The following is a 23,512-nucleotide window of genomic DNA, read 5'->3' as shown; positions in this document are numbered from 1 at the left end:
GGTATCATGCAGGAGGTAAAACATGCAATCTTACACAAGATGCATCAAGTTTCAAATCAAAAAACTACACAATCGTCAGTTTCTCTAGTAGAATGTTATGTTTGTGGAAAAGGACTACAAGATGGTCATCGTATTACTGCCAAAACTTTGCCACATGGAACGGTTCTCTTTTGTGATGTTCATTATTCATTACAGTAACTCCTAATTTTTTCTTTTTTTTCTAATAATTTTTTATCCGACCTAATCAAATCATGTTTGTGCCATTAGATAAAATGCCAAATCCAGAAGAGTTTGTTCCTACACACAAATCTATGGTATTACATATCCAGAAAAATCCAGTTTCATGTATTATTGACCCCAATTCTAAATTGTCAGATTTTGAATCTCTATTGGATAACCCACATGTAAAAGCAAAACTTGTCGGATTTCTAAACAAAGATGAAGAAATTGGATTGTTAATTGGATTCAAATTAATAATCTCTTCTGAAGACAAATCTTTTGAATATACTGTTTATCCAAATGAGCAATTAATTGACACTTTAATATTTAATGACATTATCTGCATCATAAATTCTGAAATGGATCAATTATTTTCCTTAAAAATTAATACTGATCAATTTGTTAAAACTAAATCCGAGTTTGATAAATTTCAAAATATGCTAAAATAATTTTTTAACCATTAAATTACAATGAAATTCAGATTGCACATGGTAAATTTTTCTCAAATGTTAAAAACTCGTGAACCCACATTGCTAGATCGAGAAGATGGCCATTGGTATAAAACAAAATTTGATAATGTTTACCCATCTGTAAACACTATACTTTCAGCAACTGCATCAGATGAGAAAAAGAACAGTCTTGCTTCTTGGAAAGAGAATGAGCCGGCTCATGAATATATCACTGCTCAGGCACAAGATATAGGCACACAATCCCATCAAATTATCGATGATTACCTTAGCAATTCTTTGGCTATTGAAGAATTTGATTTATTGCCAATTGCACATTTTCATAATCTAAAGCCATATTTAGAAAATATTTCAGAAGTGGTTTGTATTGAACAAAGAATGTATTCTGATAAATTAAAAGTTGCAGGAACTAGTGATTTGATTGCAAAATACAATGGAGAACTCTCTATAATTGATTACAAAACTAAGAGAAAACCTCAGGTTGATGAGTACATGTACGAATACTATTTACAAACAACTTGCTATGCGCAAATGTTTGAAGAAGTAACTGGGCAAAAAATTAACCAAGTAGTAATTCTAGTCAGCAGTGAAAAAAATACACGCCAGGAATTTATCAAAACATGTGATGATTATGTTGAACCAATGAATGAAAGAATTGAGAAATATTATATCAATAATTTATCCTAAACTAACTTCTAGAACATGCACATTTGACATAAACAACTTTGAATTCCCCATCTGATTTTATGTTATGTGACATTGGTCTTCTACAATGCTGACATTCTGTAAATCCGTGATATTCTTCTACTTTGACAATTTTGTACTGCCATGATTTTGTTTTCTCATCCCAATAAACAGAATTAATTTCATTTGGGGTTTCCATTTCTAATCTAATTTTGATTTTTTAGTATTTCAATTATTTGGATCTTGGTCTACGTCTTGGATTCTTTTCAAAAAATTTTTCCACATTCTCATTCCATTTTTTTACTTCTGGTAAACCTGATCTAGGGTGTGGTCTTTTTCCATTATTGGATAAAATATCATCATTTGATTTGTAAAATTGATCAATCTCTGAAATCAGCACATCTAAGAATTTTGAAGCATCTATGCACTCTTGACTTTTAGGATCCCTGTGTGTCGTTATTGATTTTACAAGCGTATCTATCTTTGATGTCTTTATCTTGTATTCATAGAGTACTCTATTTTCAAATGATATCATATCGTTTGACTAAAAATTACCTTATGTAAGTGAATACGTTCTTGAATTTATTCAGACCAGATTTCTTGTTTTTTTAACCATGAGATTAGTTCTCTGTATAACTTGCTTTTACTCATGTTTAGTACACCAATTTCAAGATTCGTAGATGATTTGACAGTTATTGAATAGTTGTCATATATTGCAAAAATTATTTTATCCAAATACATCTCATTTTGCATCTCTTTTTTTGCCAATTCTTCAGATTCTGTCATGGCAAAACTTGCAAACAAAACACCATCTACCCAATAGGCATTAGCAGATTCTAGTGATGACATCATGCTGATCAGATCATCCAAATCCAATTTGATCATATCACGAACATAGATCTTATCGTAAGTTTTGTGAACGAATTCTGTCATGAAAAATCTGTATTCATTTGTTTAATGAATATTTGGTATGGAGGATAACCTTAAGTCCAAAATCATTTTAGACTGATTATGACCTCAGAAAGATTTGAAACAGTTGATGTTGAATCTAAAGTAAGAGAAGGTTATTTCCATAAAGTTGTTAAAGATTTAGAAACTGGATTGGCCGTTTCTTGCTCTTGTAAATGCTGGACTAAGGGAAACAAACCATGTGCTGCTATGAGATCTATAGGCTATGAAAGTCCATCAAATAACAAAATTTAGAAATTTTATAACTAGTTTTTAGCTTATTTGAAACATGAGTGATAGTTCTAAAGACTTATCAGAGCATGATCTATTTGTTACAGAATTCCCTAAAAATGGATATGGAATTGTAGATTATCTGCAAGGAAGAGTCCACTTTGCCTTGATGGATCAAATGAAGTTAATGTCTACATCTGGAATGAAAAAAGAGGATATCAAAAAAACAATTCTTTCAAATATTACTGAAATAATTGATAATTTTAATTCTTCAAAAAGTTCTTGATTCTAACTTTGATGATTCAGCCATGATAATTTTGTGACATTTACAATAACAGTTAGTGTGTGGCATATCATTGGCCATTCTGTATTTGCATTCCTTTGTATGCTCTATGCCTGACATCTCTTCAAAGTTAATATTTTTACTAAAAAATTTTTCTTGAACACAGAATTATTTTTAAGGATAATTAACGTATTAGTGGCATGTATGATGGAAAATGCCCTTTTTTCAAATGGATTGATAGAATCTTTGGAAAACCTTCATCAGACGACACTTTTGATAATTAGACAGACTCCATCTTTTTGTATTCAAAATATTCTTTGATTAATTCATTTAATTCTGTGATTGATTTTTGATCACTGAAATCACTCTCTTTTAATAAGTTCCAAGTTTTTTCAATTTCTTGTTTTAAAACAAACATCATTCGTTTGTCATCACAATGCATATTCAAAATTATTAATTCATTCTAATGAATCTATCTAAAATTAAATTTCCTTTGTGTTGTTTTTTGTTTTAAGATGACACCAACACTTTGGACTGCATGTGAACTCTTGTTTTTTTAAATCATTCATCAGATATCAACCATGAAATTCCTATTGCATCTTCCCATGATGTTTGGTGATTGTTTTCTTGCATATTGGATGTTGGAGAAATTTCTATTTAACGCGAATGAACGATTTATCAGTATTAATTCTACTAACAAATCAGTAGTGATTCTTTAAATTCGATTTTTCCTTTAGATGATACCGACCATAGATGATGTTTGATTCAAATTTCTGATTTGAATCTCATCATTTTTGTTTATTTTCCACGTTTGCAGTTTTTTCGTAAAAGTACTCTTGCTTTTTCAAATCTTTTTCAGAAATAATTCTACACTTGCGCATTGGAACTAGTCTTGAGATTTGTTCATATGTATTCATGTCTCTGACATCTGCTGCATATGCAATTTGTAATAATGGTGATTTTTCTTCAACCATTGGCTTGGCTTGTTCATATCCCCCACTTTGTCTCATACCTGTTCTAAACAGGCCAATATGGCTTTCTTTTTTAGAAATTTGGGGGTCTTGATAACAGCAAATTGCAAATTCATCGTTTTCTTTTTCAATAATTGTTAATCTGGTGAACTTGTCACTCCAATCTTCAACTTCTTTAGCAACTATCATTGCTTCTCTTTTATCTTCAAATACAGTTGAAATTACCAATCTGTCTTTCTCGTATGCCCAGGAAATTCCATAAAAATTTCTTTTCCACTCAATCTCAAAAGACATGTTTTTTCTAAAATTAATTCAAATTTAATTCTTGAATGTCCTTTAGCAATTACTTAGATGATCGCCACTATGTCTTAATTTTAAAATAAAAAAATTTGAACTAGCAAATTTTTTCACATTCACACTGTCTACTTGTAAATATATTCATGAATGCTGAGAAACGGGAATTTTTTATTTCAGGTTTAGTTTTGCCTACAATTTTGAATAATTTTATTCCTGTTTCTGCACTAGTTCCTTTTAGTGCCCATGTTCCATTTTTCATCAAATATGGTTGTGGGTTTTTCATTGATACCTTTTTTCTGGCTTTGATATCATATGCTTCAATTGTTGACATTGGCTCTTTTGAAAAAATGAGTATTATTGAAACAAAGTAAATTTTTTGTCATCTTTTACATGAAAAATAATTTTTCATCGAGCCTGAAGGATAATTATGGGATAACGATAGGCATAGTTTCACAATCACATTCTTCTCGTTTTCCACAAAATGGACAGTTGCAGTCACAATGAAGCAGTGCTTGATGACATGAAACACATTTTGTGTATTCTGCAAAATCATCTCGTATGGTCAATCACCTTCATGCTTAATTTTGGAATTTATTATTGATAAATGACCTGTTAAAAATTCTTAAAATTAATTTTATTTTCTTACTAAAATCAAACATTTGTTTGTACTTTGGTTGATCTTTCTTTTATAATTCGAGCCTGAATTAATACTGACGCCTTCGTGTAGTAGTCTAGGCATGCTATAAACGACTACTATTCCAAGACGTCTATCGCTTTTTCAAAATTGCATCTTCAGGGGTCTTGTCTTTATTTGATTCCCAATGCCAATCATGATGTTTCTTCCAATGTTTTTCTAACTCTTCACTAGTTGGTTCTTTACCTAATGGGGTGCCACATAATTTACATTGTTTCAATTTAATCCTCTTTTGGCTTGATTACTGGATGACATTGTGAGGGCATGATGTCATCATCAGATTTTTTTGGTTTTGATTTTTTATGAAATTTTTTTCTTGATACTCTTTTTCTTTTTTGTTCTGAATTTAAAATGACATATGTCTTACCAGTTTGACATAACTTCATTTCTCCTGAGAACTCATCATGAATGGATTCAATTTTTCCATCTGTAAGTAACTCTCCGATAACATCCCATGTTCTGTCTTCGGAAATTTCAAATTTCTTAGAAATTGTTGAAATTTTTGTAAAATATCCGTTATCAGAATTTCTCAAAACAAATTTTTCAACTTTTTGTTCTGTGGTGAGTGGCTTTCTCTTCTGATTAAATTTTCTAAAAGGTCTTTGGGACATATTTTTTATCCTTATCTCTATGAATTAATTGTATCTGGATCATTGTTTCCAGGCAGATATTTGTCTCCTAATTTATCTAACATTTTTTCATCAAATTCTTCTTGTAGTCTTGTTAGATACATTTCAGCTTCTGTCTCATCCTCTGGAATTCCAGTATCAATATCATAATTGAATCCAGTAGCTAAATGATAAAATTCTTCAAAAAATTCTTTACAATCAATAATGTCTGCATCAGAGTCTATTTCTACAGAAAAACAATCATTCTCTAAATCAAAATTCAAACAAATTTCTTCATCAATCATCATGTCGGCAAATACTCCCATCAAATATGGGATATGGTTTTCTTCTATCTTCTCTTTTCCTTTATTTGCAACAAGTAATCTGCATCCTTCAGACAAGTGATCAAATGATCTTACAACTGTATCCCTTAGAACAGAATCCTTGTATCCTAATTTGGAATTCCATGAACCTATTTTTTCTCCTGGTTCAACATATAGCAAATCAAAAGTTAGATCTTCGTTTAGTTGATCAAATTCCCAGATTTGTTTATTTGTCCACATTGGAGAATACTTTTCAATTAATTTTCTAGTTGATTGTTCCATTTGAATTACCTAATCTCAAATTATGTGAGCCCTGATTTTAGGAATTCTATAGTACATTCTGCCAACTCCACATCTGTGTGTTTTTCTAATTCATGTTTACAGTTTGGGCAAATTCCGTTAATTTCAGCAGGAAATCCGTCTCCAACTTGTTTCATACAACATTCCATAAGTTCTGCTGATGAATGTGATTCCATTGATAGTTTACAGGTTGGACACTCTGTCATGATCTATTGAAAATGTACTTAGTTTATTTTACTTTTGAAATCTTGGCCACAGATGATTTGGTAATCTATGCCGATTACGTAGATACGCGATTACCAATTCCCAGCTAATCTATGGCAATACTACAAGTAGGAAAATAATTCATAAAATCTGAGATGTGTAAAAAAATTGATCATTTCAAAAATTATCTGCATCTAATATTGAGCCTAAATTAGTAGAAACTTTTAGTTAGTAAATAAACTCAAAAACTCTATTGAAAGGTGTCCTTGTAGGCATAATTGTAGTTGCCCTCTTTGGCATGATTTGGTATTTGGATCTAATCCCACTAAAATCTCAAAGTGAATCTATGGGATTGACTCCAACTGCTGAAAAAGTTCAACAATTTGCAGATTCTATTTCCCCAACTGATGACGAAATTGTCTATTACTCTATCCAAAAAGTACCTGATGTTCCTGATTTTAGTATTCCACATTCTGCCCTAGATATAGCAATTGAACAATGGGAATCTGCCAACCCTGGAATGAAATTTGTAGAATCTGACACTCCAAACATAGAGATTCGTTGGCAAAAATTTGCATCTTCAACTCATACTGGTCTTGCAACATGTAATACTGTTCTATTTGGAATTCTTAGTCACTGTGTTTTGGATATCTCAATTGGTGTAGAAGATTGCCATGGAAATTTTGTTCAAAGTGATGAAAACATGGTTGCAAATATTTTGATGCATGAGATTGGACATGCCTTAGGATTAGGACATACTGCAGAAGAAGGACATTTGATGTATTCAACAATCAATCCCCAAACATCATTTAACACATTAGGGTATGACATTCCAAATCGATTTGAAGAACTTTATGTTGGACAACAAGGATTGTTGCAAGAGCAAAAAATAATTTTAGAAGAAATTTCAACACTTGAAACAAAAATTTCTAGAACTGAATCACAATATGAGGAATATCTTAAACAATATCAGTACTATGAAGGAAAAACTCTATCAAATGATGAATACCAAAAAGCTCAAAGAGCTTATGATGTTCTGACACGTGAAACTGAGAAATTAAATACAATTATTGAAGAACAAAACCAACTGATTTCTAGATATAATGAAATAATCAAAGAACTTGGATGTAGTCCTAACTTTGAAATTTCTTTCTAAGAATACAGTAATGCAAAACCTGCAATTAATGCTGCTATCGAAATTCCCATCCAAATGTAAAATCGTGAATTCATCTATAATTTCTAAAATTGGTCTGAAATTAATAGGTAACAATGAAAATTTGTTCTAAGCCAAAAATTCCACTTTTGTGATTATACTGCCTGGGAGCCTAAACTAAAAAAAATTAGAGCTGTTGTTAGGTTTTTACAAATTCTGGAATCCAAATAACAATTCTGCTCTCATTAGATATGGATTGGGTAGAATTATTACTAAAAAAATCGTGCGAGAATACTCTAACTAAAGGAGAAGTATTACACAGTTTATTCCACATGATTGAAGTAAACGAAAATACATTAAATCACATTCAATCAGATACACGCGATTTTGGTCCCGAATTAGAAGAATTAAAGCAAACAGAAATCAGAGATTTGGATTTTCATTTAAAATATTATCGAAGTCTTGTAAATTACATCAATTCTATTCCAGAAAATAAAATTATTGAAAATCAATCCTGAGTTTCCCAGATAACCTTGTATGAAACAAGATTTTTTGTAATTGATTTTCTGACCGGATTTCCCCATTCTGAAGAAGTATGTCCTGAATTTAGTTCAGATACCTCATCCCAGTTGAATTTAGGCAGTTTGGCTGTTTCCATGAACAGATTTTTCATAAATTGTAATTAAAAAGACTGTATACAGTGCAAGACAAAATTAATGGATGGCCGCAAAGGCTTGATTGAATTTTTGTTGTTCAGACTGATTATTTCCATATTCAGTTAGAGAATCATATTCTTTTCTTTTCTGAGAAAGAATTTTTTCTAATTTTTCAACTTCTTGAGAAATCAATATTCCTGAATCTTCTTTTGCATTTTGTTTTCTTTGCTCCTCATTCTGCCCTCTAGTTGCAAATTTTTTATCATAAAATACATCAATAATTTTTTGAACATTTTCATGACGTATTTTTTCAGCTAAATCAAAATGCCCTTGTTCATGTAATAGTAATGAATCTGTTATTTCTGATTCTCGTACCCAAGATAGTAACTTATGAAAATGAACATGAATCTGGAGATCTTCAATGTAGAACAATATCTCACGTCCCATTTTTTCAGAATTCACAGTCCAAGTATAATGATATCTGATGTAACTGTGAGAATCCTCATAAACTGCAGGATTTGATTCTGCTTTAAAATCAGACCATGATAGTAGTCGATCTTTAGACCAAACTACAAGATCTTTTTCACTCATAATTACATCTGATTAGATTAACATAAAATTATTGAGTTTTTGCAAGTCCTAATTCCTTTTTCCATCTCGTCCGCTAAACTTACCAAAAGATTGAGGCGTATCAAAGCCAAGCCAGCAAGAATTATTTTTTAATTGTGATTCATGCAATTTTTGATGTTCTTGTAATTTAGCATCCCCCCACTGTCCGTCATAGAGAAAATCACATTTTTTTAATTCTGAGCCTTCTTTAGTGCCCTTACAAATTATCAGCAAGATCATTTACTCGACATTTTCATACAAAAATATTTTGATAAGAGAAAGTGTTTGACGGCAAATGAATCTAGGGTATGGTCGGTTAAGGCAAACGTAGGAACGCCGTCAAACGGATGACTCAATTTGATTAATGTAAAAAAGACTAAAAGAAAACGTGTGTGTAATTTGAACACACATCAAATCTAGGTAAAATTAGGCTCAATTTTTCTAGTTGAAAATGGATCGTTTTTTCAACCCATTTTGAGCAAATATTACGACTCATTTTATTTTATGAATTATTCAAAATACTAGTCAAGAATAAACAAGAAAGCATGAGGTTGCCTGTTTGGTGATATGTAACTCCCAAAGAGTCGATGATTTGGCCAAACTTGCATGCTTTCTTATTCTAAACTTTTAATTCATCTTTGATTTGTTCTGAATCTCATTTTTGTTTTAGTAGCTGGTTTAGACTGAAAATCATTGATAATTGAATTACTTTCAAAATTAAATTCAAAATATGTTTTTAATTAATTTTTGAAAATCCTTTATTGATCAAAGAACAAATAAGCTCTAATGTTTTTCATGAGCTCCTATTGTCAATAATGCTGTATTGATAGATGAAATATCTGCAACAAACTTATCATCAGATGAAGTAATAATTACAATATCTTCTTCTTCTGGTTCAAGTGCTTGAATAAGGTCATCTCGGATTTCTGGTTCATCTGGAAAACAAACAACTTTGTCTCCACAAAAAACAAATTCCCCTTTTCTGTAAATCAAAGTCAAAGAATCACTTGCACCATATATTATTGCATAATCTCTTTGTTGCATTCCATTTCCAATGTCGTCAATAAATGCACTCTTTAACAAAATGGCAGAATTGTGTTTTCCATTTGTTAGACAACATTTTTTTAGAAATGTTTGTGATGGCATAATTTCTCGGAAATATTCTGCAAATCTTTTTCCTTTTTTTGTTAGAAATGTTCCAGCTTTAATTGATTCTACCAATCCAGCTTCTTTTAGATGTGAAATTAATGTTCGTACCGCACCTTCACCAATTTTTAGTTCTTGACAAAAACTTGCACGACTAACATACTGTTGAGATGATAAAAGTAAAATCGATTTTAGAACGTGCGGCGTACTAAACGTTAAAGATTTACTATTTCCTTTTTTTGTGATAACTTTTTGCAAGAGTTTGATCTGCTGATGCAATATTTCCTTTCATGCCTATGAGTATTTAAATTGGATGGTATCTCCAAAGACTTATTAAGAATTTGAAAATTCTTAATAACTCATGAGTAAGAATTCTTCAATTTATGCAATAGGTGGAGGAGTAGCTGCAGTAGCCATTGCAGTAATAATTGCAGTAACAATGTACTCCGGCGAATCTGAAAATTCTCAGACAATGAATGATTTGGTTGATCAAACTAATCAAGAAATTACTAACGTACAAGATACAAAGATAATTGCATATGCATCGTTTTATCCATATTATGAATTTACAAGAAATGTAGCAGGTGATGTTGCTATAGTTGAACAATTTATGCCATCTGGAGTTGAAGCACATGATTGGGAACCTCGTCCACAAGAAATTGAATCTATGAAAGATGCAAGTGTTTTAGTATACAACGGATTAGGTATGGAGCCATATGTAGATCAAATGATTACTTCTGGAGAGTTTGACAATGTTTTGTTCATTAAAGCATCAGAAGGTGTAGAATTGATCAAGCCTGAAGGACATGCATTTGAATGGGCAGGTGTCTTTGATGTTGCTGCAGGAACATACACATGGTCATTTGCAAAAGTTGATGGTGATTATGCAGATCCTGCAATGAAAATGATTATTCTTGAATCTGATGATATAGAGTCTTCAGAAGAATTGGCTGAAACCTTATTGGAATCAGATAATATTGAATCCAAAAATGATGGTAACGAATTAGTTGCAAAAGAAGTAGCATATCTTCTTAATTTTGATGAATCAAAAGAGATGACAGTTTTTAGTGTAAATATAGAAAAAGATGGTAAATATGCATTCTTTACAGAACACATGCCTTTTGAGTTTGAAGCAGATGAGCATTTCTTTAAAGATGCATCCAAAATTGATGTTGAACCAGTAATGCAAGAACCTGACGGAGGACATGGTCATCACCATCATCATCACCATGCCGTCGAATTTGATCCACATATTTGGCTAGACCCAGTATTGGTAAAGCAACAAGTAAACAACATTAGAGATGGCTTGATTCAGGCTGATCCACAAAACAAAGAACAGTATCAAGCCAACGCATTTGCCTACAATCAAAAATTAGATGAGTTGGATATGAACATCAAATCCTCACTATCTTCATGTAGCAAAGACACTATTGTTCCATATCATAATGCATTTACATATCTTGCAGAACGACATGACTTCAAGGTTCTGGCTCTTAGTGGTATGGCACCACATGCAGAAGCATCAGCTGCAAAGATTGCAAAGTTTGTCAACTTTGTAGAAGAAAATGACATCAAGGTAATCTTTTCTGAAGAAATAGTTGATCCTAGACTTGCAGAAGTTATTGCAGAAGAAGCAGGAGTAGAAGTATTGGTACTGAGTCCTATTGAAACTCTAGCCCAAAATGAGATTGGAAAAAACATTACTTATCTTGATAAGATGGAACATAATCTAGATGTTTTGAAGATAGCACTTGAATGTCAATAACTAATCTGTTGAGGCATTGACTAATTCAAAGTCCTTCAAGTTTTTTTGGATTACTTTCGATGGTTGCAGTTTATACTTTCTTAATTCCTTGGATTTTTGTTTGGATTAGAAAGAATCATCAGATACAAAAGAAAAACTCGTATGAAATTGTTGTTTATGATACTGAAGGCCAAATCATATTTCTTGATGATTTACGTACAAAATTTCAAAATAATGATGTTGCATGGAGCTTTATGAAAGAATACAAAGTCTTGTATCCCTTCTATGATTTTGGTCTAGTCTCGATTGACAATGTTGTAGATGAAACTACAATGATCAAATACTTGTGATAAAATTTTTCATTATTCTTACTTGTTCTTTTTTGCAGCTTCTTTTTTTCTGTTCATTATCTCATTATTTCGTTCAATATCTGAATGAATCTCCACATGTTCAAATAACTCTTCTTTTGAATCAAACATCTGCTCACAGTAGTAGCATTGATGCATTGTATTATTACGGCAATCTAAGATAAAAAATTTCTAAGATTCTAAGATTATAGAATAAAAAGAAACTTGTGGATTAACCACCAGATTTGTATTCTGCTCTTACTTCAGCTGCTCTGTCGCCAAATGGGTCTTCATGCCATTGTTCTTTATTCAATTCAATCAATCCATCTTCTGACGAAAATGAGCCTTGTTCTGAAGCAGGTGCTAGCACTGCATCCTCAGGAAGATAATTTTGTTGATTATCGTGTGCATAAACCATTATCCCTGCCATAGCTGCCACACCTATTGCAATTCCTGCATAAATCATTGCATTGGACATAGAGTAACTTTGATTTTTTTGTATTAATCCAGTATGTCTTCAGTGCATTGCAATGAATGTCACTGTGTTTCTACTTCAATTTGAGAATTACATGATGGCAATTTTCCATACTCATTTTTGAAATCTTCAATTAACTGTGCTTGCCTTTCTTTAGGATTGTCTGTAAATTCTCGCTGATATGACGCAGTTTTCTGTTTGCATTCGTTTCCATCAAAATCTTGATCTACATATTTTGTAAATGTCTCTTCTAAATTATTTGTCTCACCAATATAGATTGGTTCTTTACTTCTACTATACAGGACATAAACTCCTGGAACTGGTTTTACAAATTTTGCACTTTCAATCCAAATCCTCATTTTGTCGTCTAGTAATTCCATGAATTACAGAGATCTCACTATGTATTAAATTAGATTACAAGAATTATGATATTACAAGAACCTTCATGCTTTTAATATTGATTTGAAAGAAGGATAACCCTGTCTCTTTTAGAAAAATTCCCCTCAAATTTTACCCCGAGAGAAATTCAAAAAGAAATACTTGGCGAGATAGAAGAGAAATTAAAATCTGGTTACAAAAAAATTATCTTGTGTGCTCCAACTGGAGTAGGAAAATCCCTTGTTGGTGCAGCTGTGTCTAATCATTTTGATAGCTCCTTTACGGTTACTGCCTCTAAGCATTTACAGGATCAGTACATCAAAGATATTCCTTTTCTCAAACCTGTAAAGGGAAAACAAAATTTTCCGTGTTTGAAATTAATGTCTGCTGAAAAAGTGGATAATCCAAGACGTGCCATGCGTTGGGGTCTTACATGTGACATGGGACAATGCCAAGAAAGAACTAGCAAAAACGGTAAAGAGGTAATTGAAGTATGTAAATTCAAGCCTACAATTCAGCAAGTCGAAGAAAATTCATTTGATTCAGAATCTTGTCATTACTATCTTCAAAAATATGAGGCACTAGTCTCTAAACATTCGCTATGGAATTATCATGCTTTTTTTCAAATCATGAAATTTAATAAAAAACTGTTTGAAGAATATCTTGATAGAAAAGTCTCTATTTTTGATGAGGCACACAAAATTGAAGATCAAATAATTCAGTTTGTAGGATTTGATATTTTTAGCGGTCAGGTAGATGAATGCCGTCTAAATACTGAAAAATACAATTTTACTGATTTGGATTCAATGATAAAATTAACTGATGATATTGCATATTCGTATGCAAAACAAATCAAAGACATCAAAGAAAGTGCAGCATTTCAAAACAATCCTGATTATGAATTAATTACAAAATTAGAAAGACGTTATGATAGAGCAGCTCAAGCCAAAATTGATATTTCCTCAGACAAAGATAATTTTGTCGTAAATGATCCTGTTAAAGACCTTAATGGAAATTTCAGAACCATATCTGTAAAACCTGTAGACATTTCTAAATTTGCAAAAACATTTTTTGAAACTGAACATCAAATTTTCATGTCTGCTACAATTGACAAAACAAGCTTTTGTGAAAATATGGGTTTTGACAAAGATGAAGTTGGGTTTGTTGACACCGATAAATCTCCATTTGCATTAGAGAATCGTAAAGTTGATCTTTTGAACATAAGACGTCTTAGTTATGGTTCTACAAATGAAGATGAAATTGAAGTAATCAAAGTAATTGATAGAATTTTAGATGAGCATTCTACTGAAAGAGGACTAATTCTGACTTCTTCTATTCCTCGATGTCAGAAAATACTACGATACCTTTCTCCCAAGAATACCAAAAGAGTTAGGATTTGTCATAGTGTAAATAAAGATGGAAAAACTCAAGATGAGGTGATTTCTGAGCACGCAACTGACCCTACTGGAGTCTTACTCTCATCATCCTTGTGGGAGGGAGTTGATTTGAAAGATGATTTGTCAAGATTTCAAATCATAGCCAAAGTGCCTTATCCAAATTACACTGAAAAAAGAACAAGAGCAAAAATGGAAAAATTCCCTTTATGGTATACTTCTCAAACTCTGACAAAAATTTTGCAAGGATTTGGGCGCTCTATAAGGAGTGAAGATGACTGGGCCCGAACATATGTTCTTGATACTGCAGTAAACAATGTATTTTTCAAGGCTCAACAAATGATCCCAAAGGCCTACTATGATGTTCTGGGGTTAGAAGATCTTGAGTAAAATTGGCTTTGATCGATACTGGTTTTGACCTTCATCTTTGATAGTCATAATTTGCTCCAAACTTCATGGGGTGCAAAGAGGGATATGTTCATCATTTCACATGGTTTGAAGTTTTATCAAAAAAAATGTGTGTTCACTGTTTACAAGAAGAATCCTAATTTGTATTCAGACTGATTTCTGAATATGATCGTAACATCACAAAAGATTATTCAATAACTAATTTCTTTGACTTTTGATGAGTGGGCCTGATGTTGTTCCCGATCGATTAACAAATCCATTAAATCGACCAGTAATTGGATTAATTGTAGTAATTGGGTTAGTTCTTTATTTTGTTTTTAATTCTATAACTGATGAAGAATTATTTCCAATTGTTTTTGGTGTTTCTGTAGTACTTCCTGGAACAGTGGCTTTCTTTTCTTTTGTTACTGCAAAACAATACCATCCTGGAATTTTATCAAAGGCATATCTGTCTTTAGGCTTAGGATTTGTTTGTTATCTCATTGCTGAAATTCTTTATTATACTCTTGAATTATTGGGCATTGAACCATACCCTTCTATCGCAGATGTGTTCTTTTTTGCATTATATCCCCTCACTTTAGGCCATTTAGTTTTTAATATCAAATTTTTTCATTCAAAATTCACTACATTCCAAAAAATCTGGCTTCCTCTAATTCCGATAATTGCCGTTTCTGCATATGTTATTTTATCATTTAATATTCCTGATGCAGAATTTTCTTTTGACTTTTACTATGGATTTATTTTTGTCATTGCAGCATCTGTTGTTCTATCTTTTACAGTTTTAGGCGCATCTATTTTCAAACAAGGAGTTCTTGGAGCTGTTTGGTTGCTTCTGGTGATTGGCCTAATGCTAAATACGGTTGGTGATATTTGGTATTGTAATTTAGAAATTTTTGGTGCATATTATGATGCACATCCTGTCACTATCTTATGGGATGTTTCAAACATGTTTATGATATATGCTCTGTATAAACATCGAAAAACATTGTAAATTTTTCCTCTAAATGATTTCTTTAGATTAAGGAAAGTTTCCTTCATCAAGCAGTTCTTTGTACATTGTTTTTTCTAGTCTAGTTTCAGCAGCACCGCATTTACTGCACATTCCCGTATCGTCTGGATCTTCTTCAATTTTCCTTTCACATTCTACACATTTGTGAATGCCTTTCTTGAACCCCATTACTAGAAAATAGACTAATGTACATAAAATAATTACTAAATGAAAACCTGTAGTAGACAACAGTGTGAGAAAAAGTAAATCTTTTCAGCTCTTTGGGAACAACATGGATCTAAAAAATAGATTTTTAGTCAACTTTATATAATTTTATGAAATTAAGTGTTTATGAATAAATATGGATATTCCCTTCAAGGGGAATGGTTTATTCAAGCAGTGCTATCGGGAATACGACGATACCTATATGGTAATGATAAAAATGATCATTTTTGCCAAGCAATTGAAAAATTAGTGGAAGAACAAGGAGGAGCCATGGAAGAACTTCTTAGCTTAATTGATATGTCTTATCATCGAATGTCAAAAAAAGAACAATCCGAAATTACTGGCACATATGCAGGTACAGACATTAAATTAGATCCTGAGTATCCTGATTTGGTACAAAAATTACAAAGTATGAAGGTTGTTGAACAACTATCATCAGTAGATACATGGTTTGATAACAAAAATAACGGATACGTAATAAAAGATGGAGTTTTAGATCTTGAAAACAAATTTTCTGTAGCAGAAATTGAAAGAGAAACTTTGCGTAAATTACTTGGAGACCAACCTATCAACAATGAAAATGATTCTGGAGATACGCCGCCACCTACAATTTATGGTGAACATGTGGATAAAGATAATTCTCAATGCTGTGATCATATTTCCATACTTTTAGCATGGATGAGAATTGATGATTCGCAAGACTGGGGAACAACAGGAACTGACGAAGTTTATGTTCAAGCTGCTTCAGCAGGAACAGAAGTACAAGAGCTTAAAACTAGACAATGGCCACAAAATTCTTCTGGATATCAATCCTATGAAGCCTCTACAGAAATGCATCCAATTGGATTTGAACTAGCTAAGATAAAACCAAATTCCCAATGTAGAGTAGATTTTGGAACAAGTATACAATTTTGGGAGCATGATTTTTCAGCTTATGAAGATACTCTAAAGAAAGCATCAACATACATTACTCCATTTTTGATTGGCCAATATCAGTTGGTATTACCTCCAAATATCGAAGAAGGGGTAATCGATGCATTTCTTGGCATAATTGCTTGGTTAGGGCTTAGTGATGATCATATGGGAGAAATCAATATGACGGTGTCAGGAAGTCTAAAGCAAAATGTAAGATTCTCAAGCATTTTTACTTTTCCAAGTGTTCCTTACAGATTAATAAGTGCAAACAGATTTTCATATATTGTAAATGAAAGGCGCGGTGACCCAAGCAGAATCGAGTTTTGGAGACGGGCATACAGCCATGGTGGAGTTTGGACCTATCAAGTCGAGGCAAAAAAGGTCTGTACATAATTAATTGATTTAATAATTTTTGGCCTTTTATTATTTTCAGAAATGTTTAATATCTTATTTTATGAAATATTTACATGGCATATGAAAATGAAACTATTCATACAATTCATGAATTTTCAGAATTCCTAAAAAATGATCCTAAGAAAAAACTAGAATTTGAAAAAAATCCAATAGAATTTCTTAGTACCCTTTCTATGCCTGCAGGAACTAAATCTGCTATTGCAGATATGTCATATTTCATTTACGATGTATTAAACAGAAAAGATAATTCAAATACCAAATTAACAACTCCGCTAGATCTTAATGATGGAGAAATTGATAGAGATGAAAATTCTAAGGTAGTTTTTACTGAACCACCTCGACTTCGCTCTATAACTAGGAAAGACTGTCGTTTTGTAGTAGTTGGTAGAAGAACAGTAGAAACAACTGTTATTGATGCATCTGCATTAGATGTGCTGGTAATTCCAGATGAAGTTACTACTACTGTAGAACTTAAGAGTCATTTGGAATGGGCATTGAGAGCAGGTGTATCTGCAGAATTGTCAGCAGCTGTTACCTCAGGAGCATTTTCAGCTTCAACTACAGCTAATATGTCTGCTGAAACTGTGCGACAACATGTAGAAACTTTTTTGCAAACATCTACGCTAAGATTTGTCCATTATAGAATTATTTTCTCTGGACCACTTTATGTTAGAACTCATTTGTCAATAACTCAGGACTGGGCCTGGGATGGTAAAGATTGTGACACTCCAATCCCTCCTGCTGAATCCTTAACTCATACAGTTATTGGAGACCCTACCTCTGTAATGATAAGCACAACATTTCATATCTATGATTTTTTTACCGAATCTGAAGGTATTCAGGTTAAAGAGCAAGATGCAATTAATAAGGCTAAAGCAGAATTGCAACTAAAACTCCAACATACAAAGGCTTTACCAGAACCTCCTTTCCCAACTGATGCGATTTATCCTTTGAATTTTTCATCTTCTTAGAAAAACTGCTTTGTGCTTACATTGTTTCTTTAGACTAAATCTATTTTTTTTGAATAACTTATGATTACATTACTTTCAAAAACATTTACTTTTTTGTAACCTTTAGTAGATAACAGTAATTTGATAAAGTTAATTTGATTTTCTTCCTGCTATCTCTGAATCATTTTTGTGATCGCGATCTATAAAGTTTGTGGACAAATTGATCATTTAATCAAATTTTGGAGTTGTGATTGCTCCCTGGGCTGAAGAGCCTACAAGTGAAGCATATTTTGCCAATGCTCCTGATGTGTAATTTGGTTCAGGCTTTTTCCATTCTGCCTTTCTTTTTGCCAACTCTTCTTCAGATACATGGAGGTCAATTACTGTAGTTTCTGTGTCGATGGTGATTTCATCATCATCTTTAATCAAAGCAATTGGTCCACCTACGTATGCTTCTGGTGCAACATGTCCTACCATGAAACCTCTAGTTCCACCTGAAAATCTACCATCAGTTACCATTGCAACTTTTTTTCCTAATCCTTGACCTACAAGTGCTGCAGTAGTTGCAAGCATTTCTCTCATTCCTGGACCTCCTTTTGGTCCTTCATATCTGATAACAACAACATGACCTTCATCAATTTCTCCTTTGGAAACAGCATCAAATGCATACTCTTCTCTATCAAACACTCTAGCTTTACCTCTAAATTTTGTCATTTCAACTCCTGCTGTTTTGATTACAGCTCCTTCAGGTGCAAGTGTTCCTTTTAGAATTACTGCTGTTCCAACTGAATGAATAGGGTTACCCACTGGCCTGATAATTGATTGTTCAGGTTCTGGAATATTCATTGAATCCAAATTCTGCTGAATTGTCTTTCCTGTGACTGTAATACAATCTCCATTAAGTAATCCTTGATTTGCTAATTTCTTTAGAACAAATGGAATTCCCCCAATTTTATCAAGACTGTTCATTACATAATTTCCCCCTGGTTTCATGTCTGCAATATGTGGTGTCTTTTTTCTAATTCTCTCAAAATCATCATAAGTTAATTTGACTCTAGCTTCGTTTGCCATTGATAACAAATGCAAAATTCCGTTAGTTGAACCCCCAACTGCATTTAACATTGTAATTGCATTTTCAAATGCTTCATAGGTCATAATTTCACGTGGTTTAATTCCAATTTCTAATAATTTTGAACAAGCAGCTCCTGTGTCATAGACCATTTTTTGTCTTCTTTCATCTTCAGCAGGAGGACTAGCGCTTCCAGGCAATGCAAGACCTATTGCTTCAGAAATTGATGCCATTGTGTTTGCAGTAAACATTCCTCCACATGAACCTGAATTTGGACATGCAGTATTTTCAATATCTTTTAACATTTCAAGTGAAATTTGTCCTGCATCATAAGCTCCAACTGCCTCATAGACATCAACTACTGTGAGTTCTTTTCCATCTAAAATTCCTGGCATAATTGTTCCGCCGTAAACAAAGACTGATGGAAGATTTAATCTGGCCATTGCCATCATTGTTCCGGGTAAACTCTTGTCACAACCAGCAATACCTACAACTGCATCATACTGATGTGCTCTTACCATGAGTTCAATCGAGTCTGCAATAACTTCTCTTGAAATCAGAGAAGATTTCATTCCTTCATGTCCCATTGCAATTCCGTCACTTACTGCAATAGTTGAAAATATTCTTGGTGTTGCACCATTTTCTGCAACTCCTTGTTTTGCATGTTCTGCTAAGGAAGGTAGTAAAATGTTACATGGTGTTGCTTCATTACCTGTATGACAAACACCGATGAATGGCTTACTAAGATCATTATCATCTAATCCCATGGCTTTGTACATTGCTCTGTGAGGAGCCCGTGCTGTTCCACCAACTACATTTTGACTAGATATTTCCATGATACTGAATTCTTGCTTGCTATAATTTAGACTTTATCAAGATTCTAGATGTACAAATTACATTATTATGAAAATCCTTAATTTCTATTGGATCAAAATAATTTTGTTGGTTTGCTTTAGATGTGATGGCAAAGGTAAAATCAAAAATGAATTTGGTATTATGGAGAAATGTGAATCATGTCAAAAACCAGATATGTCATTTGAAAAAGTCGAAAAAGAACCTGATTTTAATGAAGAAGGTTACTGAAAAACTCTGAGTTTAAATTGATTCAATTTAAAAATTAATTATGGAACAAAAAGCCCTTCATTGTCCTGTCTGCCAAAGTAACAAAGCAGAAATTGCTGGTGAAAATGTAAAACTTAGCGGCAGATTTGAAGACAAGGAATTTCTTACAACAGAACTAACAGTTCTTCGATGCAGTAAATGTGGTTACTATATGCTATTTGATAAAATGGCTCAATTTACTGCAAAAGATGAATAATCTTATTTGATTAATTCTTGGTTTTCTAATTGTAATAACTGTCCTTCAAGTTCTTCAGGAGTTTCAGCACCATATGAAATTAGAATTCTATCGTCTTCCATAATTTCATAATCTCTGATATCTGATACTTGTTGTCCATTAATGTAATAGACTAATTTGTAATCATCGTTGGTACAGAAACTTCTACCATCTTGGAATTCAAAACATTGATCATCCATACCTAGAGATAGTGTTTCAAAGAGATATCCTAACGTGACACCTGTTGCATGTTTGTGAATTGTGGAACCATCTCGTCCTTCAAAGTGAATCCAGCTTGATTTGATTTGATATGCTGGAGCTGAAAAGTCAAACTCATCTCCAAATATTTTTACCAAAATTGCTGCATGTGCGTGGTCACTACCTAATGCACCAGCATTTTCTGGGCCGCCTACAGCTGAATCTGAAATGTCCATAAACAGAATTGCTGAATATCCTACAATTGCTGCAATAACACCTAAAACACCAACTGCAATCATTGTCTGCTTTCTTTGTTGAGTCTTATGTTTTGCAGCAAAGTTTTCACGTTTTTGCTCTCGCTCACGTCTTTCTTTTCGGCCCATAGTTAATCAAATTCAAAAATTTGCCCTAATTAACCATTCGATGTTTTTTGATTATTGTTCATTTTGATTAAAACCAATAAATAAAATCAGATATTGGAAAATTTATGGGCTGTATTTTTTGTGAGATCTTAGATGGAAAAAGAGATGGTCACTTTATTTATGAAGATGAACACCATGTTGCATTTTTAGATAAATATCCAATAGATGTTGGACATGCCCTTGTGATTCCAAGAAAGCATTATGAACGAATTACAGATATGGATTCTCAAGAAGTAGGTAATCTGTTCTCAATTGTTCCAAAGATTGCAAATGCAATTTTGGAGGCAGCAAGCGCTGATGCATTTAGTTTGGCTCAAAATAATGGAAGGGCAGCAAAACAAATCATTCCTCATGTACATATTCATATTATTCCAAGATACAATAGCAAGGGTACAATTTGGACAAAGAGACAGATTTCAAAAGATGAAGAACTCTCTGAACTTGCATCAAAAATTAAAAAATTACTTACTTAGTATGCCCTGGATTGTATCTTAGAATTGCACCAATTTTACCTAAACTCTCAAGCATATGCCCGTGTTCTGCACTACCTGAAATAACCTCTAACTGAGAACCAGTCTTGGCTGCAAGTAATTCGAGATAATCCACAATATCTTGTTCTATTACCTCTACTTCCATGGCTTTACAACTTGGGCAAGGATTACTTGTAAATTCTGTTTTTTTGGGAATTACTAGTGGTCTTTCAAGAATCTCTTCTCTAGAATTTTGACATCTTTTACAGGTTGCTTCAATTCTAATCAAATTTGTATTATCGTTGATAATTAGGGTTTGAACAACATTGTTTTTTAGAAATTCTATTACTTCACTTAATCCGTATGATCCTTTTCCTGTATTTCCGTTAATTTCTCTAAATAGATCTTCGATGAGTTTTTTCTCTTCTACCATTCTAAAGTTGCCTAGGATGTCTGCTGATTTTGCAAATGCTTCTCTGATTCCTTCTGCTCCAGAATATGATGCATCTATTGTTGCAATGATGTTATTTTGTAATCTGTATTCGAGGTAATTTCCATTAATGAAATCTTCCTTAGTTGGTCCAGGTCCTGAAACAATCAATCCTTTGACTGGATAGATATCAATAAAATATTCTCTTGTAGTTTGAGCAACTCTGTTAAAATAATATGTTAATTCCATTTCTCGAAGTTTTTGGAATCTTTTTGCAGATTGCCCTCCTTGCCTGTGTTTTCCTGCAACACCTGACCCTGTTTGCGATAGAACTTCAATTTTGTCTCCGTGCAATAACCCCCAACCCGCATCTTTAGAATCAATTGACAAAAATCCAATTAGATTGTCATCTTTTAGCATGTCTTTTAGAATATCTACATGGAAATGATCATCACATCGATAGAGGTACTGATTCAAATCTTTTGGAGGGTCTACTTCCCAAACAGTTACAACTTCACTGCCAAGCGGACCTCCCTCTTCAGGTGGCAATGCACCACAAAACATTACCAATCCTCTTTCTGGAGTTTTTTTGTATAGTTTCAACCTCTGAACAACTTTTCCTAAAGAATCAACTACATGTGATCTTGTAAGATCTGATTTGATGTTATCTGCAGTTCCTTGTTCTTGTTGTAAAGTTCCTATAATTTCGTGAAGCTGTTTTCCTTTTGGAATGTATACTGTAATTAGCTCTGTTCCTCTACCTGATTTCTGTGATAATTCCTCAAGGGTTTTCCTAATTTTGTATAGTTTTACCGAATCTTGTTTTTCGATGTTAATTTTACCCATTTGTTTTCCTCCTTTTTATGCTGTATTAATTTTGATTGATTTGATTACAAATCATCAATAGTTTTCAAAAAAACTTCTAAAGGCTGGTTTCCTCTAATTTTGATGATTTTCTCATCATTGAATACTAGAAATGATGGTGTGGCATCAATTCCAATTTCTTTTCCAAACTCGTGAATAGCAATAACTCTATTTTGATACTTTTTCTCATCTAAACAATTATTGAATTCTTCAAGTTCTAAATTGACATTTTGGGCAAATTTATCGAGGGCAACTCTAGTAATCCATCCTGTTCTTTCTCCTCCCCAGTTTTTGTATAACTCATCGTGATATTCCCAATACTTGCCTTGATCTTCAGCACAGTATGATGCTTCAGCAGCTAATAGTGAATCAGGACCATTTAATGGAAAATCTTTGAAAACAAGTTTTACCTTGCCTGTTTCAATAAAATCTTGATTTATTGTATCAAGAGTATTTTGATGGAATCTGTAACAATAAGTGCATTGATAATCTCCCCACTCTAAAATTGTAATAGGAGCACCTGAATTACCTAAAATTGGAGAACCATTTTCAATCAAATTTGATTTTGTAAGTAATTTCGATTCATTTTCTGACTCTGGGTAAAATGCCAAAAACAAGCCTGCAATAATCCCTATTGCTATTGGAATTGCCAAGAAAGCCTTTGACATAATTTTTGAAAAATGATTTCAGGT

37 protein-coding genes are annotated in these 23,512 nt (G+C 32.8%); 16 read left to right on the top strand and 21 right to left on the bottom strand.

Going from position 1 to position 23,512, the window contains the following annotated elements:
• Positions 1-6 precede the first annotated feature (6 nt).
• The 3 genes from Q0941_RS01050 to Q0941_RS01040 are packed head-to-tail and all read left to right on the top strand — an operon-like array spanning position 7 to position 1,373.
• Positions 7-198 (top strand): hypothetical protein, encoded by a 192-nt coding sequence (locus Q0941_RS01050; protein WP_299290485.1) that lies wholly within the window; start codon positions 7-9, stop codon positions 196-198.
• A gap of 59 nt (positions 199-257) precedes the next feature.
• Positions 258-668 carry a hypothetical protein gene (locus tag Q0941_RS01045; protein WP_299290483.1) on the top strand — a complete coding sequence of 137 codons (411 nt, stop codon included), beginning with the start codon at positions 258-260 and terminating at the stop codon, positions 666-668.
• Between the two features lie 39 nt (positions 669-707).
• Complete coding sequence (locus Q0941_RS01040; RefSeq protein WP_299290481.1) at positions 708-1,373, top strand: PD-(D/E)XK nuclease family protein; 666 nt, start codon at positions 708-710, stop codon at positions 1,371-1,373.
• A gap of 1 nt (position 1,374) precedes the next feature.
• On the opposite strand, the gene Q0941_RS01035 is transcribed toward Q0941_RS01040, so the two are convergent.
• From Q0941_RS01035 to Q0941_RS01025, 3 genes are read right to left on the bottom strand one after another with little or no spacing between them, the layout of a single operon-like run.
• Positions 1,375-1,569: a hypothetical protein gene (locus tag Q0941_RS01035; RefSeq protein ID WP_299290479.1), complete on the bottom strand. Its 195-nt coding sequence runs from the start codon at positions 1,567-1,569 to the stop codon at positions 1,375-1,377.
• A 33-nt stretch (positions 1,570-1,602) separates the two neighbouring features.
• Positions 1,603-1,905, bottom strand: a complete 303-nt coding sequence (locus Q0941_RS01030) for a hypothetical protein (RefSeq protein WP_299290477.1) — start codon at positions 1,903-1,905, stop codon at positions 1,603-1,605.
• A gap of 47 nt (positions 1,906-1,952) precedes the next feature.
• Entirely contained in the window at positions 1,953-2,303 is a 351-nt protein-coding gene (locus Q0941_RS01025; RefSeq protein ID WP_299290475.1) for a hypothetical protein, read from the bottom strand.
• A gap of 78 nt (positions 2,304-2,381) precedes the next feature.
• Here Q0941_RS01025 and Q0941_RS01020 point away from each other — a divergent pair, with 78 nt between their 5' ends.
• Both Q0941_RS01020 and Q0941_RS01015 read left to right on the top strand, forming a co-directional pair.
• Positions 2,382-2,573 carry a hypothetical protein gene (locus Q0941_RS01020; RefSeq protein WP_299290473.1) on the top strand — a complete coding sequence of 64 codons (192 nt, stop codon included), beginning with the start codon at positions 2,382-2,384 and terminating at the stop codon, positions 2,571-2,573.
• 34 nt (positions 2,574-2,607) lie between these two features.
• Positions 2,608-2,835: a hypothetical protein gene (locus Q0941_RS01015; RefSeq protein WP_299290471.1), complete on the top strand. Its 228-nt coding sequence runs from the start codon at positions 2,608-2,610 to the stop codon at positions 2,833-2,835.
• A gap of 785 nt (positions 2,836-3,620) precedes the next feature.
• Here Q0941_RS01015 and Q0941_RS01010 read toward each other — a convergent pair.
• The 6 genes from Q0941_RS01010 to Q0941_RS00985 all read right to left on the bottom strand — a co-directional run bounded on the left by Q0941_RS01010 (position 3,621) and on the right by Q0941_RS00985 (position 6,231).
• Positions 3,621-4,097, bottom strand: coding sequence for a hypothetical protein (locus tag Q0941_RS01010; RefSeq protein ID WP_299290469.1), 477 nt, complete (start codon positions 4,095-4,097; stop codon positions 3,621-3,623).
• Positions 4,098-4,197: 100 nt separating this feature from the next.
• On the bottom strand, positions 4,198-4,431 hold the full coding sequence (locus Q0941_RS01005; protein WP_299290467.1) for a hypothetical protein: 234 nt from the start codon (positions 4,429-4,431) through the stop codon (positions 4,198-4,200).
• A 436-nt stretch (positions 4,432-4,867) separates the two neighbouring features.
• The gene (locus Q0941_RS01000) at positions 4,868-5,014 is read right to left on the bottom strand and encodes a hypothetical protein (protein WP_299290465.1); all 147 of its coding nucleotides are present in this window, start codon (positions 5,012-5,014) and stop codon (positions 4,868-4,870) included.
• Between the two features lies 1 nt (position 5,015).
• A complete protein-coding gene (locus Q0941_RS00995) occupies positions 5,016-5,405 on the bottom strand; it encodes a hypothetical protein (RefSeq protein WP_299290463.1) in 390 nt (129 codons plus the stop codon).
• A 17-nt stretch (positions 5,406-5,422) separates the two neighbouring features.
• The gene (locus Q0941_RS00990) at positions 5,423-6,007 is read right to left on the bottom strand and encodes a hypothetical protein (protein ID WP_299290461.1); all 585 of its coding nucleotides are present in this window, start codon (positions 6,005-6,007) and stop codon (positions 5,423-5,425) included.
• A 20-nt stretch (positions 6,008-6,027) separates the two neighbouring features.
• Entirely contained in the window at positions 6,028-6,231 is a 204-nt protein-coding gene (locus Q0941_RS00985; protein ID WP_299290460.1) for a hypothetical protein, read from the bottom strand.
• 251 nt (positions 6,232-6,482) lie between these two features.
• Between Q0941_RS00985 and Q0941_RS00980 the strand changes: the two genes are divergently transcribed.
• Both Q0941_RS00980 and Q0941_RS00975 read left to right on the top strand, forming a co-directional pair.
• Complete coding sequence (locus Q0941_RS00980) at positions 6,483-7,385, top strand: matrixin family metalloprotease (RefSeq protein ID WP_299290457.1); 903 nt, start codon at positions 6,483-6,485, stop codon at positions 7,383-7,385.
• 248 nt (positions 7,386-7,633) lie between these two features.
• The gene (locus Q0941_RS00975) at positions 7,634-7,900 is read left to right on the top strand and encodes a hypothetical protein (protein WP_299290456.1); all 267 of its coding nucleotides are present in this window, start codon (positions 7,634-7,636) and stop codon (positions 7,898-7,900) included.
• Here the strand turns inward: Q0941_RS00975 and Q0941_RS00970 are convergent.
• The 4 genes from Q0941_RS00970 to Q0941_RS00955 form a co-directional block, all read right to left on the bottom strand.
• A complete protein-coding gene (locus tag Q0941_RS00970) occupies positions 7,891-8,040 on the bottom strand; it encodes a hypothetical protein (protein WP_299290454.1) in 150 nt (49 codons plus the stop codon). The two genes, Q0941_RS00975 and Q0941_RS00970, sit on opposite strands and share 10 nt — an antisense overlap.
• Positions 8,041-8,095: 55 nt before the next feature.
• A complete protein-coding gene (locus Q0941_RS00965; protein WP_299290452.1) occupies positions 8,096-8,629 on the bottom strand; it encodes a hypothetical protein in 534 nt (177 codons plus the stop codon).
• Between the two features lie 48 nt (positions 8,630-8,677).
• Complete coding sequence (locus Q0941_RS00960; protein WP_299290450.1) at positions 8,678-8,887, bottom strand: hypothetical protein; 210 nt, start codon at positions 8,885-8,887, stop codon at positions 8,678-8,680.
• A 543-nt stretch (positions 8,888-9,430) separates the two neighbouring features.
• Positions 9,431-10,051: a DUF4443 domain-containing protein gene (locus Q0941_RS00955; protein ID WP_299290448.1), complete on the bottom strand. Its 621-nt coding sequence runs from the start codon at positions 10,049-10,051 to the stop codon at positions 9,431-9,433.
• 103 nt (positions 10,052-10,154) lie between these two features.
• Here Q0941_RS00955 and Q0941_RS00950 point away from each other — a divergent pair, with 103 nt between their 5' ends.
• Together Q0941_RS00950 and Q0941_RS00945 are read left to right on the top strand one after the other, a co-directional pair.
• Positions 10,155-11,558: a zinc ABC transporter substrate-binding protein gene (locus Q0941_RS00950; protein WP_299290446.1), complete on the top strand. Its 1,404-nt coding sequence runs from the start codon at positions 10,155-10,157 to the stop codon at positions 11,556-11,558.
• A 59-nt stretch (positions 11,559-11,617) separates the two neighbouring features.
• A complete protein-coding gene (locus Q0941_RS00945; protein ID WP_299290444.1) occupies positions 11,618-11,887 on the top strand; it encodes a hypothetical protein in 270 nt (89 codons plus the stop codon).
• Positions 11,888-11,905: 18 nt separating this feature from the next.
• On the opposite strand, the gene Q0941_RS00940 is transcribed toward Q0941_RS00945, so the two are convergent.
• From Q0941_RS00940 to Q0941_RS00930, 3 genes are all read right to left on the bottom strand, one after another.
• Positions 11,906-12,043 carry a hypothetical protein gene (locus Q0941_RS00940; protein WP_299290442.1) on the bottom strand — a complete coding sequence of 46 codons (138 nt, stop codon included), beginning with the start codon at positions 12,041-12,043 and terminating at the stop codon, positions 11,906-11,908.
• 73 nt (positions 12,044-12,116) lie between these two features.
• Positions 12,117-12,362: a hypothetical protein gene (locus Q0941_RS00935; protein ID WP_299290440.1), complete on the bottom strand. Its 246-nt coding sequence runs from the start codon at positions 12,360-12,362 to the stop codon at positions 12,117-12,119.
• Positions 12,363-12,421: 59 nt separating this feature from the next.
• A complete protein-coding gene (locus tag Q0941_RS00930; RefSeq protein WP_299290438.1) occupies positions 12,422-12,739 on the bottom strand; it encodes a GIY-YIG nuclease family protein in 318 nt (105 codons plus the stop codon).
• Between the two features lie 93 nt (positions 12,740-12,832).
• Between Q0941_RS00930 and Q0941_RS00925 the strand changes: the two genes are divergently transcribed.
• Both Q0941_RS00925 and Q0941_RS00920 read left to right on the top strand, forming a co-directional pair.
• The gene (locus Q0941_RS00925) at positions 12,833-14,521 is read left to right on the top strand and encodes a helicase C-terminal domain-containing protein (protein WP_299290748.1); all 1,689 of its coding nucleotides are present in this window, start codon (positions 12,833-12,835) and stop codon (positions 14,519-14,521) included.
• A gap of 235 nt (positions 14,522-14,756) precedes the next feature.
• A complete protein-coding gene (locus tag Q0941_RS00920; RefSeq protein WP_299290436.1) occupies positions 14,757-15,530 on the top strand; it encodes a histidine kinase in 774 nt (257 codons plus the stop codon).
• 27 nt (positions 15,531-15,557) lie between these two features.
• On the opposite strand, the gene Q0941_RS00915 is transcribed toward Q0941_RS00920, so the two are convergent.
• Complete coding sequence (locus tag Q0941_RS00915) at positions 15,558-15,716, bottom strand: hypothetical protein (RefSeq protein ID WP_299290434.1); 159 nt, start codon at positions 15,714-15,716, stop codon at positions 15,558-15,560.
• A 162-nt stretch (positions 15,717-15,878) separates the two neighbouring features.
• Between Q0941_RS00915 and Q0941_RS00910 the strand changes: the two genes are divergently transcribed.
• Complete coding sequence (locus tag Q0941_RS00910) at positions 15,879-17,060, top strand: hypothetical protein (RefSeq protein ID WP_299290432.1); 1,182 nt, start codon at positions 15,879-15,881, stop codon at positions 17,058-17,060.
• 74 nt (positions 17,061-17,134) lie between these two features.
• On the top strand, positions 17,135-18,052 hold the full coding sequence (locus tag Q0941_RS00905) for a hypothetical protein (RefSeq protein WP_299290430.1): 918 nt from the start codon (positions 17,135-17,137) through the stop codon (positions 18,050-18,052).
• A 207-nt stretch (positions 18,053-18,259) separates the two neighbouring features.
• Here the strand turns inward: Q0941_RS00905 and ilvD are convergent, their stop codons facing one another.
• Positions 18,260-19,936, bottom strand: a complete 1,677-nt coding sequence (ilvD, locus tag Q0941_RS00900; protein WP_299290428.1) for a dihydroxy-acid dehydratase — start codon at positions 19,934-19,936, stop codon at positions 18,260-18,262.
• A gap of 106 nt (positions 19,937-20,042) precedes the next feature.
• On the opposite strand from ilvD, the gene Q0941_RS00895 reads away from it, so the two are divergent.
• On the top strand, positions 20,043-20,183 hold the full coding sequence (locus Q0941_RS00895; RefSeq protein WP_299290426.1) for a hypothetical protein: 141 nt from the start codon (positions 20,043-20,045) through the stop codon (positions 20,181-20,183).
• 40 nt (positions 20,184-20,223) lie between these two features.
• Complete coding sequence (locus tag Q0941_RS00890) at positions 20,224-20,418, top strand: hypothetical protein (protein WP_299290425.1); 195 nt, start codon at positions 20,224-20,226, stop codon at positions 20,416-20,418.
• A gap of 2 nt (positions 20,419-20,420) precedes the next feature.
• On the opposite strand, the gene Q0941_RS00885 is transcribed toward Q0941_RS00890, so the two are convergent.
• On the bottom strand, positions 20,421-21,017 hold the full coding sequence (locus Q0941_RS00885; protein ID WP_299290422.1) for a protein-disulfide isomerase: 597 nt from the start codon (positions 21,015-21,017) through the stop codon (positions 20,421-20,423).
• Positions 21,018-21,121: 104 nt separating this feature from the next.
• Between Q0941_RS00885 and Q0941_RS00880 the strand changes: the two genes are divergently transcribed.
• A complete protein-coding gene (locus Q0941_RS00880; protein WP_299290420.1) occupies positions 21,122-21,529 on the top strand; it encodes an HIT domain-containing protein in 408 nt (135 codons plus the stop codon).
• Here the strand turns inward: Q0941_RS00880 and prf1 are convergent.
• Both prf1 and Q0941_RS00870 read right to left on the bottom strand, forming a co-directional pair.
• The gene (gene prf1, locus Q0941_RS00875) at positions 21,522-22,802 is read right to left on the bottom strand and encodes a peptide chain release factor aRF-1 (protein WP_299290418.1); all 1,281 of its coding nucleotides are present in this window, start codon (positions 22,800-22,802) and stop codon (positions 21,522-21,524) included. The two genes, Q0941_RS00880 and prf1, sit on opposite strands and share 8 nt — an antisense overlap.
• A gap of 44 nt (positions 22,803-22,846) precedes the next feature.
• Complete coding sequence (locus Q0941_RS00870; RefSeq protein WP_299290415.1) at positions 22,847-23,488, bottom strand: thioredoxin domain-containing protein; 642 nt, start codon at positions 23,486-23,488, stop codon at positions 22,847-22,849.
• Positions 23,489-23,512: the final 24 nt, after the last annotated feature.

This window comes from Candidatus Nitrosopumilus sp., from assembly GCF_028278985.1.
In the GTDB taxonomy this organism is placed as follows: domain Archaea; phylum Thermoproteota; class Nitrososphaeria; order Nitrososphaerales; family Nitrosopumilaceae; genus Nitrosopumilus.
This window is presented reverse-complemented; position numbering and strand designations above follow the sequence as displayed.